Annotated in this window: 11 protein-coding genes; 4 read left to right on the forward strand and 7 right to left on the reverse strand. The window is 50.5% G+C overall.

Going from position 1 to position 14,444, the window contains the following annotated elements; genetic code table 11:
- The 3 genes from VFS25_RS03945 to VFS25_RS03955 form a co-directional block, all read right to left on the reverse strand.
- On the reverse strand, positions 1-720 hold a 720-nt coding region (locus VFS25_RS03945; RefSeq protein WP_326460815.1), incomplete at its 3' end, for an ABC transporter permease.
- A gap of 5 nt (positions 721-725) precedes the next feature.
- On the reverse strand, positions 726-1,814 hold the full coding sequence (locus VFS25_RS03950) for a BT_3928 family protein (RefSeq protein ID WP_326460816.1): 1,089 nt from the start codon (positions 1,812-1,814) through the stop codon (positions 726-728).
- A 72-nt stretch (positions 1,815-1,886) separates the two neighbouring features.
- Positions 1,887-2,435 carry a DUF1599 domain-containing protein gene (locus VFS25_RS03955; RefSeq protein ID WP_326460817.1) on the reverse strand — a complete coding sequence of 183 codons (549 nt, stop codon included), beginning with the start codon at positions 2,433-2,435 and terminating at the stop codon, positions 1,887-1,889.
- 149 nt (positions 2,436-2,584) lie between these two features.
- Between VFS25_RS03955 and folP the strand changes: the two genes are divergently transcribed.
- Complete coding sequence (gene folP, locus VFS25_RS03960; protein WP_326460818.1) at positions 2,585-3,445, forward strand: dihydropteroate synthase; 861 nt, start codon at positions 2,585-2,587, stop codon at positions 3,443-3,445.
- Between the two features lie 98 nt (positions 3,446-3,543).
- The gene (locus VFS25_RS03965) at positions 3,544-4,353 is read left to right on the forward strand and encodes a diadenylate cyclase (protein WP_326460819.1); all 810 of its coding nucleotides are present in this window, start codon (positions 3,544-3,546) and stop codon (positions 4,351-4,353) included.
- A gap of 168 nt (positions 4,354-4,521) precedes the next feature.
- Here VFS25_RS03965 and VFS25_RS03970 read toward each other — a convergent pair whose 3' ends face one another.
- The gene (locus VFS25_RS03970) at positions 4,522-5,379 is read right to left on the reverse strand and encodes an FKBP-type peptidyl-prolyl cis-trans isomerase (protein WP_326460820.1); all 858 of its coding nucleotides are present in this window, start codon (positions 5,377-5,379) and stop codon (positions 4,522-4,524) included.
- A 68-nt stretch (positions 5,380-5,447) separates the two neighbouring features.
- Positions 5,448-6,467, reverse strand: coding sequence for a DHH family phosphoesterase (locus VFS25_RS03975; protein WP_326460821.1), 1,020 nt, complete (start codon positions 6,465-6,467; stop codon positions 5,448-5,450).
- 184 nt (positions 6,468-6,651) lie between these two features.
- Between VFS25_RS03975 and VFS25_RS03980 the strand changes: the two genes are divergently transcribed.
- Positions 6,652-7,068 carry a nucleoside-diphosphate kinase gene (locus VFS25_RS03980; protein WP_326460822.1) on the forward strand — a complete coding sequence of 139 codons (417 nt, stop codon included), beginning with the start codon at positions 6,652-6,654 and terminating at the stop codon, positions 7,066-7,068.
- 283 nt (positions 7,069-7,351) lie between these two features.
- Here the strand turns inward: VFS25_RS03980 and VFS25_RS03985 are convergent, their stop codons facing one another.
- Both VFS25_RS03985 and VFS25_RS03990 read right to left on the reverse strand, forming a co-directional pair.
- Positions 7,352-9,727, reverse strand: coding sequence for an ABC transporter permease (locus VFS25_RS03985; protein WP_326460823.1), 2,376 nt, complete (start codon positions 9,725-9,727; stop codon positions 7,352-7,354).
- Between the two features lie 206 nt (positions 9,728-9,933).
- Positions 9,934-13,389 (reverse strand): pyruvate carboxylase, encoded by a 3,456-nt coding sequence (locus VFS25_RS03990; protein ID WP_326460824.1) that lies wholly within the window; start codon positions 13,387-13,389, stop codon positions 9,934-9,936.
- A 321-nt stretch (positions 13,390-13,710) separates the two neighbouring features.
- On the opposite strand from VFS25_RS03990, the gene VFS25_RS03995 reads away from it, so the two are divergent.
- A complete protein-coding gene (locus VFS25_RS03995; RefSeq protein ID WP_326460825.1) occupies positions 13,711-14,352 on the forward strand; it encodes a class I SAM-dependent methyltransferase in 642 nt (213 codons plus the stop codon).
- Positions 14,353-14,444 lie beyond the last annotated feature (92 nt).

A 14,444-nucleotide genomic window follows, 5' to 3' on the forward strand; every position in this document is an offset into this window, starting at 1 on the left:
CATGGCGCTGCGGGTAAGCTGCACAATAATGGCCAGGGGGCGTATGCCCAGGGTAAGGGCCGGCAGCACCAGGTTGCGCAGGTTCAGCACCCGGCCCGCAAAAGGGTCCATATCAAACAGGCTGCCGGTCATATGCAGGCCGGTGTAGCGGCTCAGCACAAAGCCAAACAGGTAGGCCAGCACAATGCCGGCAAAAAATGAGGGCACGGAAATACCCAGCACACTGCCGAAAATAGCGCCGGTGTCCATCCAGGTGTTTTGCTTTACGGCCGAAAGCACGCCCAGCGCAATGCCGGCTACTGTGGCAAACAGCATGGCGGCCAGCGCCAGCAGCAGGGTACCGGGCAATGCTTCAATGAGTATTTCCCACACATCTTTTTTACCCTGGTATGAGCGGCGCAGGTAAGGTGTTTTCAGCACCAGTATGCTGGAGCCGGATATATGCATTAACGTTATATAGTGCAGCTTTTCACGCGCTTCTTTTTCGTTATGTATGCTTACGGGCAGCAGGTCGTTCAGGTACAGCAGGAACTGCATGGGGATAGGCTTATCCAGGTGCAGCTCCCTGCGTACATTTTCCAGCGAAGCCACATCCGCCCGCTGCCCCAGCGTAAGGCGGGCAGGATCTGCCGGCAGCACGTTAAACAGCACAAACACCAGTATCACAACGCCTAACAGCACCAGCAGCCCGTACGATATTTTTTTCAGGAGGTAGCGCATACCTGCTACGGAATATCATTATAATGCCATTTGCCTTTAACAGTGCCCTGCTGCAGCAGTATGAGGCAGGGATTGCTGCGGCCCGCCGTTTTAATGGCCGTGCCATCCATCTGCACAAAGGGGAAGGTAAGGCCGTGGGCTTTTTCAAAAGCAGCCACCGCTTCCTTACCGGAGGCGGTTACACCATAAATATATGCTTCGCCGGCTGCCACCTTTTTTTGCAGCGCCTGCATTTTAGCATCCCATCCTTTGCCGGCAGTGGCCGTGTTCAGCACCAGGAACAGGTACACGGGTTTTGTTTCCGTTAAAATGGCCTGGGTTTGGTTGTTGCCGTCGAAATCAGTAAGTATAAAATCCTTTACTTCCGGCTCGGCATTGCCTTTTTTCACCAGCTTGTCTTTACGGTCAACGAATTTCCAGGTAGTGTCCTGCCAGGGATAATTATCCACGGTAAATTCCTTCCGCTCCCCGTTCTTTTCATAGATCATGGTGGTTTCATACACATCCGGCGTAGCGCCCGGCGGCACTTTCATTTTTTCCGGTATGTTGTTGCCTACCTTGTAGGCCAGGCAGTCAATAAACGGCAGGTGGTTTAACGTGTACCACTGTACGCCGAAAGACAGCACCAGTGCTACCGCCATTAAAATATTGGAAGCCATTTTGCCAAACAGCGGCCGTATGCGTTTGCGGTAGGCAAATATTACCAGTATCATCAGCAGCAGGGCTACATCTTTATAAAAGGTTTGGGAAGCTGTGAGCTTAATACAATCCCCAAAGCAGCCGCATTCTTTTACAGTGCCGCTGAACAGAGCATAACCGGTAAGGAAGGTGAAGAACAATATCAGCAGCAGCAGCAGCACGGAAAACAGGCGCATGCGGTAGCCCAGCAGCACAGCCACCCCGGCTATGATCTCGAACATGTTCATCACTACGGAAAACACAAGGGAATAGGGTGAGAGAAATGTAAGGTGCAGCACCTCAAAAAACTCATCCATCTTGTAGCTGAGGCCCAGCGGGTCATTGGCCTTTATAAGGCCCGAGAAGATAAAGAGTACGCCAACGAGTACCCGTAATAGGATCAGGATAAACTTCATATCTGCAATTATAAAACAGCGGTCAATTTAAATAAATAATAAGGAACGGCGAATAATTAATGATCAAAGGTATCAGGCATGGGAGGCCTCTTCTATTTTGATCAGCGCAAACAGCGCATAATTAATAATGTCCACAAAATTAGCGTCTATACCTTCGGAGATAAGGGTTTTACCATCGTTGCGCAATATCTGCTTAATGCGCAGCAGCTTGGTAAGAATAAGATCTACGAACGACTCCTGGCTCATATCGCGCCAGGCCTCTCCGTAATCGTGGTTTTTGGCCTCCATTACCTGCTGTACAAAACGGGCCTGCTCATCGTACAGGCGCGATACTTCTTTTACCGGCAAATCCTGGTACGGATTGCCATGCTGCCCCAACTGTATGAGCCCTATAATACCGTAGTTCACAATACCGCGAAATTCACCGTCTATCTCATCAGCCACCTTTTGGGTGCCCAGCTCCTGTATGTTACGGATGCGCTGTGCTTTTATAAACAGCTGGTCGGTAACGGAAATGAGCCTTAACACCCGCCAGGAGGTGCCATAGTCGCTGGCTTTTTTAAGGAATATATCTTTACACTTGCCGATGGCCTGCTGGTATTGCGCTAAGGTGTTGCTCATTGTTGCTATTAAAGGAAGATATTTTAATTTGCAGGGCAAAGTAATGAAAATGTGCGGATGTGCAAATATGCAGATGTGCAGATGAAAGACACAACACAGGCATCTGAACATTTGCATATCTGCACATCTGCACATCAAACATTGTTGCCATGAACTTACAGCCATATACCATCAACTGCCGCGGACAGCTGCTGGATCTTAGCACCCCAATGGTAATGGGCATAATAAATATTACCGACGACTCTTTTTATGCCGAAAGCCGCAGCCGGCACCTGCAGCATATTATAGACAAAGCCGGACAGCACCTGGCTGCGGGCGCACGCATACTGGACCTGGGCGCGCAAAGCACCCGGCCCGGCGCCGCCACTATTGGCGTAGAGGAAGAGCTGGACCGCCTGCTGCCCGCCATACACGGCATTATAAACCATTACCCTGAAGCTATTATTTCCGTAGATACCTATTATGCCGCCGTAGCGGAAAAAACAGTGCAGGCAGGCGCCGCCATTGTGAACGACATCAGCGCCGGTGAGCTGGACCGCGATATGCTGGCCACGGTAGCCCGCCTGCAGGTACCCTACATTGCCATGCACATGAAGGGCACGCCCGCCACTATGCAAAAAGACCCGCAGTATGAAGATGTTACCCGGGAAGTGCTCGACTATTTTATACAAAAAGTGGCGCAGTGCCGCGCAGCCGGCATTAATGATGTGATTATTGACCCCGGCTTCGGTTTTGGTAAAACCCTGGCCCATAATTACACCCTGCTGCGCAACCTGGCCGCCCTGCACCTGCTGGAATGCCCCCTGCTGGTAGGCGTGTCGCGCAAATCCATGATATACCGCCTGTTAAACACCACCGCCGATGCCGCCCTTAACGGCACCACGGTGATCCATACACTGGCTTTGCAGCACGGCGCACACCTGCTGCGGGTGCATGATGTTAGGGAAGCCGTGGAAACCGTGCGGGTACTACAGTATATGAATAACAATTTACAGGTTACAACAGCTTGATAATTACACCGCAATACCTATAAAATAAAATACACATACAACGATTTCCGGTGAAATCCTAAACTGTAAATCTGAAATTAAAACATATTTTTACAGGTATGGATATGTTTCAATTTTACGGATATAGATTTAACTGGCTCAACATTCTCGACCTCCTTATTGTTATTTTCCTGGTCATTCAACTGTACCGGCTGTTAAAAGGCAGCCTGGCTTTCAACATTTTTGTGGGGCTGCTGATGGTGTACCTGGCCTACTTCCTGGTGCAGGCGCTGGGAATGCCCATTCTCACCAATATTTTACAGAATTTCATCAATGTTGGGCTGATTGCCATTATTATCATATTCCAGCCGGAGATCCGCAAATTCCTGCTGGTATTGGGTAAAAAAACGCCCCTGAGCAAAGACAGCTTTTTTACCAAGCTGTTTATGCCGGACCGGTTTAAAAGCTACCGTGAGGAAGAAAATATTATCAATGAAGTGATTATAGCCGTTAGCCACATGGCTGCCCGCCATACCGGGGCGCTGATTGTAATTGCCACCACCCACCGCGTAAAATTCGATACGGCCAGCAGCGTTGGCATTGACGGCAATATCAGCGCCAAGCTCATAGAAAGCATTTTTGCCAAAAGCAGCCCGCTGCACGATGGCGCGCTGATTATTGTAGGCAATAAAATACTGGCTGCCAAGGTAATACTACCGGTATCTGACAACCCGGACCTGCCTACCCGTATTGGCCTGCGCCACCGCTCTGCCGTTGGTATTACAGAACACAGTGATAACCTGGCCATAGTAGTATCAGAGGAAAGAGCTACCATCTCTTATGCGCAGGATGGGTACCTGGTACAGGATGTATCGCTGGAAGAGCTGAAGGTGAAGCTGTACGAGATTTTGGTGGACGGGGAAAGCTGAGCTTTAATTAATAATGAAGAATGAATAATTAATTGACCGCCCCTGGGCGGATGATGTTGTTACTACCTCCGTGTTTACCGGCCGGGTAACGTTTAAGGGCTTCATAAAAAAGCGGCCGTTTTCAAACCAATTGAAAACGGCCGCTTTATATTAAGCTGCTAAAGATGATTATTTCTTTTTGGCAGTAGCAGGTGTAGCAGACTTTACGTCTACCAGCTGCACGTCAAATACCAGTACAGAGTTGCTGGGAATAGCCGGGGGACTGCCCTGCAGGCCATATGCCAGGGAAGACGGTATTACCAGCGTAGCCTTGGAACCTTTGCTCAGGGAACCAATGCCGGCATCCCATCCTTTGATCACAAAACCCTGTCCGATAGGGAATTTGATCGGCTCCAGCGGCATGCCGGGGCGTAAGGTGGAATCCTGGCTGGAGTCAAATACCTTACCGTTCAGCAGCTTACCGGTATAATGTACAAACACGGTATCGCCTGCTTTAGGCTTATCGCCGGTACCGGGCTCGCTAACAGCAATGTACACACCTTCTTCGTTCTTGGTGGCGTTCAGCTTATGCGCATCCAGGTAATCTTTTATTTCCTTTTCTTCTTTGGCGGTTTGTGCAGCTGCAGAGTATTTGTTCTCTACGGCAAACGTTACCTTCAGCTTGTCGCCTTTTTTACCAAACGGCGGACGCGGCTCAGGTAAAGAGTCCCAGGGAATAATAAAGGTAGCGCTGTCACCTTCATGCAACAGGGCCAATCCTTCCATCAGGTCGTATTTGTTCACTGATTTGGAGATCAGCACCGGCACAGGCGCACCCACCATCTTGCGGGACTCCGCCAGGATGGAATCGTTAAGACGCTGTGTAATGTTCATCAGCACCGTATCGCCCAGCTTCAGCTGTGCACCGCTGCCCGATTTATGTACGGTGTATTCTACACCACTGGGTGTTTTCTTGGGCCCACCGGCACCGCAGCTGGCCATGAACAAGCCTAATGCTGCTACAAGTAACTGATTGTTTTTTTTCATCTGTAGGTATTTGTCTTTATTTTTTTTGGTCTGACTTTAACGGTTGAAGTCCGTAAAATGTTGCGTCCTTAAACTTTTATATGATCCTGTAATAATTCTTCATTCTCTTCCATGGCCTTGATAAAGCGCTGTACGGTTTTTTCCAGCGTATCAGTGCTTCTGCCGCCGGCGGCGTTAAAGTGGCCGCCGCCTTCAAAATACCTGCGGGCAAATGTGTTCACATCAAAATCGCCCTTGGAGCGGAAAGACAGCTTTACTTCTTCCCGGCGGTCTATGATCAGCGCTGCCATTTTAATACCCTGTATGGATAGTAAAAAGTTCACCAGCCCTTCTGTATCTCCTGTTTGCAGGTCAAATCTTTTCAGATCGGCATAAGGGATGGCCATCATGGCGGTGTTGTATTCATAGAAGACCTCCATCCGGTGCAGCAGGCTGTGGCCAATGAAGCGCAGGCGGTTTTCCAGGAAGTTGTCGTAGATAGACTGATGGATGATTTCATGCTTCAGCCCTCTGTCTAACAGATCTGCTACCATGCGGTGTACCCTGGCGGAGGTAGAAGCGAACCGGAAAGAACCCGTGTCCGTCATGGTACCAGCGTAGATACATTGCGCAATTTCGTCGTTAATATACTGTTCTTCTCCCAATTTATAAAGCGTTTCATATACCAGCTGAGCAGTAGAGGAAGCTGCGGTATCGCTAACGCCATAATCAAAGGTAGGCTGCGGTTCAAGATGATGATCTATAAGTATTTTAGGGCATGTAAGCCGCTCCAGGTAGGGCGCCAGGTTTTTGGTGCGGTACAGTGCGTTGAAATCCAGGCAAAACAGCAGCTCCACCCCTTCCAGGGCGCTCATGGCTTTGTCCTGCATAGACTCAAAATCCACCACCAGGTCGGCACCGGGCATCCATTTCAGAAAATCCGGGAAGTTGGTGGGAGAAATAACGGTGATATTATGTCCTTTCTGGCGCAGGTAGTGGTACATGGCCAGTGAGGAGCCCATGGCATCCGCATCCGGTTTCTGGTGCATGGTAATCACCACTTTTTTAGGGGTTTCCAGCAAAGGCTTGATTTCCTCGATCGGCTTCATACCTAGAATAAGCGGATGATAAAATAATGTTATGCGTTCATTTCAAACGAAGTGCGAAGTTCTTTATTTGGTGCAGAATTTCAAAATTTTGTGCCGGATTTATCTGATAAACAAAATCTGGTTACCTTTGCGCTGCCGCCGAAAGGCGCTTTTTTTTGTCTAAACTTGGAATTACAATATAACTATGGGCAACAGAACATTTACAATGATTAAGCCGGACGCGGTAAGCAACGGGCATATCGGCGCCATCCTGGAAAAGATCAATGCAGCCGGTTTCCGCATTGCGGCGCTCAAAATGACCCGGTTATCAACCGAAAAAGCAGGTGAATTTTACGCGGTGCACAAAGAGCGTCCCTTTTACGGCGAGCTGGTTGAATTTATGAGCAGCGGCCACATTGTAGCTGCCATCCTCGAAAAGGAAAATGCCGTGGAAGATTTCCGCAAACTGATCGGCGCTACCAACCCTGCCAATGCCGAAGCAGGCACCATCCGCAAGCTGTATGCAGAATCCGTGGGCCGCAACGCCATTCACGGTTCTGACTCCGATGAAAACGCCGCTATTGAAGGCAGCTTTTTCTTCAGCGGATTGGAACAGTTCTAATAAAAACGTGTTTGTATAATAAAAGCGCCGTTACAGTTAATTGTAACGGCGTTTTTATTAGAATGTAAAATGTAAGATGTAAAACGCTAAATGTAAAAGTAAATGCAGTGCCTGCTTAAATTAATTGCCACATGCAAATAACCCGCGCCTGTTTGGTACAAGAAAGTACATTACCTGTTTAAATCAATGCTGCATTCAAAAGTAAAACCAGCGCCTGTCCGGTAGCAATTGTTGTACAAAAAATCACCGCCCCGACTTTTACATTTTACATTCCATCCTTCCATTACTCCGTTCTCAGGCTCTTCACCGGGTTGGCCAGCGCTGCCTTAATGGTCTGAAAACTCACAGTTCCCAGTATCAGCAGCAGCGCGCCAATGCTCACTCCTGCAAATATTTCCCACGACAACGGCGCATGGTATGCATAATGCTGCAGCCAGCCCGACATGCAATAATATCCCAAAGGAAGCGCTATAAGCAGGGCTATAATAACAAGCATTACAAAGTCTTTGGACAGCAGGCACCATACATTAAACACCGTGGCGCCCATTACCTTGCGCACGCCTATTTCCCGGGTGCGCTGCTCCGCTATAAATGCAGCCAGCGCATACAGTCCCAGGCAGCTGATGAAAATAGCCACTATGGTAAAAAAGGCGGCCAGCTGCCCCATGGTTTCCTCATTCCGGAACTTGGCCTGGAAATCATCATCTGCAAAAGCGTACTCAAAGGGCGTGGCAGTATGGTATTGTTTAAAAATACGCGCTATCTCCTGCATAGCTTTACCGGCGCTCATGGCAGGGTTAATGCGCAGGTTAATGAATTTTGCGCGGTGAAATACATCCAGGTAAAACACGGTTGGTTTTGCAGGGTCGTACATAGATTGCATGAGCATATCCTTTACCACGCCAATTACCCTGAACTGCCGGTCAAAAGCGCCTATCATTTCTCCCACTGGGTTTTTAAAACCCATGTACCTTACCGCGGCTTCGTTCAGCACAAAAGCGCCGGAGTCCGTGGCAAAATCCTTTAAAAAACCGCGGCCTTCCACTACCTGCCAGTTAACGGTATTGCCAAAATCGGGGGTAACAGCCATGGTCAGTATCTCATCGTGCAAATTGGGATCTTTGCCGCGCCAGGCAAAGCCCATATTAATAACACCGGCATTCATGGCCGAGCTTTGCGACTGCGACACGCTGGTTACCACACCGCTTTGCAGCAGCGCATCGCGGAAGGCGGGGTATTGCTGCCTGCTTTCTTCGGTGATCATCCGCATGGTTACCAGCCCGTGCCGGTTAAATCCAATAGGGCGGTCTTTGGCAAACAATACCTGCTTAAACACTATAATGGTGCAGATGATAAGCGTTACAGAAATGGCAAATTGCATTACCACCAGCGTTTTACGCGGCACGGCAGCAAAACGCCCCGCCTTGAAAGATCCCTTTAACACCTTTACCGGCTTTAATGCAGACAGGTACAGAGCCGGGTAGCTGCCGGCCACCAGGCCGGTGAGCAGCGTAAAACCCAGGCATAGCGCCCAGAATACAGGATTGTTCCATAAAATAGCAAGCTGCATACCTGCCAGGTTGTTGAACCAGGGCAGTATACAACCTGCCAGCAGCAGGGATAACAGGAAACAAACGAATGCCGTAAGCACGGACTCGGCCAGGAACTGCGCCACCAGCTGCCCGCGGCCGGAGCCAATGGCCTTGCGCACCCCTACTTCCTTTGCGCGCTTTTCCGAACGCGCAGTGGCCAGGTTCATAAAGTTGATGCATGCCAGCAACAGCACAAATCCGCCAATAATGCCAAAGTACCAGATCAGCTCTATGCGGCCGCCCGCAGGCTGCCCGTTCCGGAACCCCGAGTACAGGTGCCAGCGGTCCATAGGATGCAGGAATATGTGTACCCGCGCTTTTTCGCCGCCGGCGGCTTCTACCCCTGCATTCCTGATAGCGGCAGACACCTGCTGAACGTTGGCATTGTTTGCCAGCTGCACGTAAATATTAAACCAGTGATGGCCCCAGTCTACACGGCCGGCCAGGTTTTCGCTGCGCGCGTACAGCTCCCAGGGCGATATAAAATCCAGGCCGGCAAAGCTGCTGTTAACGGGCAGATCTTCATATACCCCCGTTACCTTTACATCCAGCCGGTTGTCAATTTTCATAAGCTTACCCACGGGGTCGGCATCGCCAAAAAAAGCTTTGGCGGCAGAAGCGGAAAGCAGCACGGCAGCGGGGTCCTGCAGGCCGGCGCGCGAACCTTTCAGCATACGCAGCGCAAGCATATCCGGCGCCTGCGGCTCCATGTAAGCGCCGTTCCTGTTAAGGTTATTATTTCCGTAAGCGAGTATATGTCCTCCGGGATAGGTGGAAGTTACGATGTACTTAAAATAGCTGCCGTATTTTATCCGCAGCTCCGGCGCCATTTGCATGGGCTGTGAGTCGTTAACACTAATTTCCCCGTTGATCTCCTCACTGGTCATCACTTTTGCGATGCGGCTGTGATTAGGCAGGCTTTTATTAAACGACAGCTCGTTCCATATAAGCAAGCCTATAACAATGGATAAGGCCATGCCTACGGACAGTCCTGCAATGTTGATCACAGATTGCGACTTGTTCTTTACCAGGTTGCGCCAGGCAGTTTTGAGTTGAAGGGTAACCATGTACAGCTGATTTTCACTTTTGTAAGATAACGTGAGGCCTGCTAAAGCAATGCCGGAGTTTTATACAATTGGTAATCATACATTTAAAGCACAGCAGGCAGCGATCTTGTCCGGTATCGGTACAGGAGGCTGTCCGCTTACGGACAAAAAAGCGGCAGCCTTAATGAAGACCGCCGCTGTATCACTATAGTATCTAAAAAGACAGGTTATTCTCCCAGCTCAACCACCAGGTCGTCCTGCTGCACCATGGTGCCTTCCGGCAGGTGCACAGCCTTTACCTTTGTTTCGCGGGTAGCGGTTACAGTGGTTTCCATTTTCATGGCTTCAATAATGAACAGGGGCGTATTGCTTCCTACGGTGTCGCCTGCACGTACCAGCAGCTTGGAAAGCTTGCCCTGCAGGGGCGCGCCTATTTCCAGCTCGGGGTTGGCGGCCTTCCTGTTCACCGGCACCACGCTGGCAACATTATGGTCGCGCACCTGTACGCGGCGGGTGTAGCCGTTCAGCTCAAACACCACGGTACGCATACCGCTTTCATCGGCCGGCTGCACATACAGCAGCTTTACAATAATGGTTTTGCCTTTGCTGAGGGTTACCAGTATCTCCTCTCCCAGCTTCAGCCCGTAAAAGAAGGCAGGCGTGGGAATGGCTTCCACGTTGCCGTAAATGGCAGCGTGCTGGTAATACTCGTCAAACACTTTGGGAAACATATGATAGCTCAGGTAATCCAGGAAGCCCGCCTGGGGATATTTGAGCTGGAAGGCCGCAAAGTCGCTGTCAAAATCAACAGGCGGTAAATGCTCATTGGGCTTGCCTTTGAGCGGCTGCTCCCCTTTCAGCACAATGCGCTGCAGCTTTTCGGGAAAACCGCCGTGAGGCACGCCCAGGTCGCCGCGGAAAAAGCCGGTAACTGAAGCAGGGAAAGAGAGGTTGCGGCTTTCGTCCAGCACATCTTCTTTTGTAAGGCCGTTTGCTGTCATAAACAGAGCCATATCCCCTACAACCTTTGAGCTGGGTGTTACTTTCACAATATCGCCGAACAGCTGGTTTACTATTGCGTAGTTCTTTTTAATGGTTTCCAGCTGCGCACCCAGTCCCAGCGACTCTGCCTGCTGGCGCAGGTTGGAGTATTGCCCGCCGGGTATCTCGTTTTCATATATCTGCGCTGTGCCGGCCTTCATATCCGACTCAAAGGGATAATAGTACTCGCGCACATCTTCCCAGTAATTGCTGTACTCATTTAAAGAGGCCAGGTTCATGGGCTGGCTTCTTTCATGGCCTTCCAGTATGGCTACCAACGCATTCAGGTTAGGCTGTGAGGTAAGGCCGCTGAGAGAGGCGATGGCCGCATCTACCACATTCACCCCGGCTTCTATGGCCTTCAGGTAAGTGGCTGCCTGCACAGAAGAAGTATCGTGCGTATGCAGCACAATGGGCAGCTGCACGGCTTCGCGCAGGGCGCTTATCAGCACTGTGGCGGCCTGCGGTTTCAGCAGCCCTGCCATGTCCTTTACCGCCAGCATGTGCGCACCGGCATCTTCCAGGCGTTTGGCCAGGTCGGTATAGTACTGAAGCGTATATTTTTTGTTGTCTTTATTCAGTATGTCGCCCGTGTAGCTGATGGCGGCCTGCGCCAGCGCCTGTGTACGTTCCCGTACAAAGCGGATGCTGGGGGCCATGGCATCTACCCAGTTAAGGGAGTCAAAAATGCGGAACACGTCAATCCCGTTCTCCCAGCTTTTTTCAATGAAGGTAGCAAGCAGGTTCTCAGGGTAGGCAGAGTAGCCTACGCCATTGGAGCCGCGGAAAAGCATCTGCAGCAGCACGTTGGGCATGGCTTCCCGGATCTGCTGAAGCCGGCGCCAGGGACATTCATGCAGGAAGCGCATAGATACGTCGAAGGTAGCGCCGCCCCATACCTCCATAGAGAACAGCTGCGGGTTGTTGCGCGCATAGCCTTCTGCTACGGCCATAATATCTTTGGTGCGCACACGGGTAGCCAGCAGGCTTTGGTGCGCATCGCGGTAAGTAGTGTCTGTGAAGTACACCGGCTTTTCCTGCCGCAGCCAATGGGCAAAATCATCGCGGCCCAATTGCAGCAGCCGGTTGCGGGAACCTGCGGGGAAAGGCGTTAAGCGCGAGTAGGCGGGCACCTGCGGCACGCGGAACTTACGGTGCGGGTCTTTCACCTTCACATCCGGGTGGCCGTTTACCGTTACGTTGGCCAGGTACAGCAGGGTTTTGGTGCCGCGGTCGCGGATCTGCGCCAGCTTAAACAGCTCGGGGTGCTTATCAATAAAACCTACGGTGCAGTTGCCTTTGCGGAAAATATCGTGGGTGATCACGTTTTCCAGGAAGCCGATGTTGGTTTTAACACCGCGTATGCGAAACTCGCGCAGCGTGCGGTGCAGGCGGCCGGTAGCGCCCGAGAGGGTGCGGCCGGAGGCGGTAACCTTTACCAGCATGGAGTCAAAGAAGGGCGAGATCTTTACGCCGGAATAGGTGCTGCCTTCATCCAGGCGTATGCCAAACCCGCCGGCGTTGCGGTAAGCGATCACCGTGCCGTAATCCGGCGTAAAATTGTTCTCCGGGTCTTCGGTGGTAATGCGGCATTGCACGGCAAAGCCGTTCAGCTTTACATCCTCCTGCCCTTTCAGGAATATTTCAGGATCGCTGAGCTGATGGCCCTGTGCAATCAGTATCTGCGAACGTACAATATCAATACCGGTTACCTCTTCCGTTACAGTATGCTCAACCTGTATGCGGGGGTTCACCTCAATGAAATATACCGTGTTGTGGCGGTCTACCAGGAACTCTACGGTGCCTACGTTGTTATAGTTCACCTTGCGGGCCAGGCGCAGCGCATATTCGTATATCTCTTCCCGTGTGGTATCGGGCAGGTTGGGACTGGGCGCTATTTCCACCACTTTCTGAAAGCGGCGCTGCACAGAGCAGTCGCGCTCATACAGGTGCACAATATTGCCATAATTATCGCCCATCAGCTGCACTTCAATATGCTTGGGCTCTTCTATAAACTTTTCTATGAAAATGGTATCGTCTCCGAAGGCTTTGGCAGCTTCGCTGCGCGCTTCTGTGAACGACTTTTCCAGGGCGTCGGCGCTATGCACCACGCGCATGCCCCTGCCTCCGCCGCCCGCTGCTGCTTTAAGCATTACGGGAAAGCCGATACGGGTAGCTTCCTGCAGGGCCACGGCCACGGAATTCAGCTTTACCTGGCTGTCTTCTATCAGCGGTACCTGTGCTTCACGGGCCAGGGCTTTGGCTGCCACCTTATCGCCCAGCTGCGCCATTACTTCGGGGGTGGGGCCTACGAAAATAATGCCTTCTTCCCGGCAGCGGCGGGCAAACTGCACGTTCTCACTCAGAAAGCCGTAGCCGGGATGGATGGCGTCTACCTGCTGCTCTTTGGCCAGGTGAATGATGGCCTCAATATCCAGGTAAGGTTTTAATGGATCATCATCTTTGCCTATCTGGTAGGCTTCGTCGGCTTTATAGCGGTGGAGCGAATAACGATCTTCATACGTAAAAATAGCTACGGTGCGGATGCGTAGTTCTGCTGCGGCCCGCAATACCCGTACTGCAATCTCTCCCCGGTTGGCTACCAGTAATTTCTGGATTTTCTGAAGTGGAATGTCCGGCATGGTACGTTAAATAAGTATGCGTTTATGTTAAAATAACATTGCTAATTTAAGGGAAAACCTCTGTTCAGCGGGGCTAAAAATAGTAAAAGAATATTTGAATTTATTTGAAGATTTCTAATTTCAAAATCGGTAACGTGAATATTATCTAAAATATGTTAATCAAATTAAAACGGGTTATTTTAGCAGGCCTGTTTGGTGAATAATTAATAATGAATAATTAATAATTAATATATGGCGGGGTTGCGGGACACGGCTGAAAACACTAAAGCCCGGAATTTTTGACCGGTATTGCGATATTTGTAACAACGTAACGAACAAACAATGGATCTTTTTGACCGCAAAAACCATTGGGAGCATATTTACCAAACCAAGCAGCCGGATGAAGTAAGCTGGTATCAGCCCATACCTCAAACTTCGCTTGATTTTATTAATGAGCTTAAGGTGCCTTTAACTGCGGGCATCATTGACATTGGCGGCGGCGACAGCTTGCTTGTCGATCACCTGCTGAACAAAGGCTACCAAAACATTACCGTACTGGATATATCCGCCACCGCCATTGAGAACGCTAAAAAGCGGATCGGCAGCAAAGGCAGCAATGTAAAGTGGATTGTTGCAGATGCTGCAAACTTTCACCCCACAGTGCAATACGATCTTTGGCATGACCGGGCGGCCTTTCACTTTCTTACAAACGAACAGGAAATATCAAACTATTTAAACACCGCGCAGCAAAGCCTTGCCCCCGGCGGCTTACTGGTAATCGGAACTTTTTCGGGGCAGGGGCCTGAAAAATGCAGCGGCATCCGCATAAAACAGTATTCAGCAAGCACCATGACGAAACGCCTGGAAAAGTTTTTTGAGAAAATAAAATGCATTACTGTTGACCATAAAACCCCGTTCAACACCCTGCAAAACTTCGTGTTTTGCAGCTTCCGGAAACGGCCGGCTGCCACACTCCCCGGTTAATATAAATACCAATAGCCCGCAAGCCCGCCCCTGGCAGCAGCCTGTCCTTCTCTCCCTGTCATGTCCTAAAAAAAGTAGACAGTATTATTACT

Origin of the sequence: Chitinophaga sp. (assembly GCF_035761305.1) — a bacterium.
Taxonomy (GTDB): domain Bacteria; phylum Bacteroidota; class Bacteroidia; order Chitinophagales; family Chitinophagaceae; genus Chitinophaga.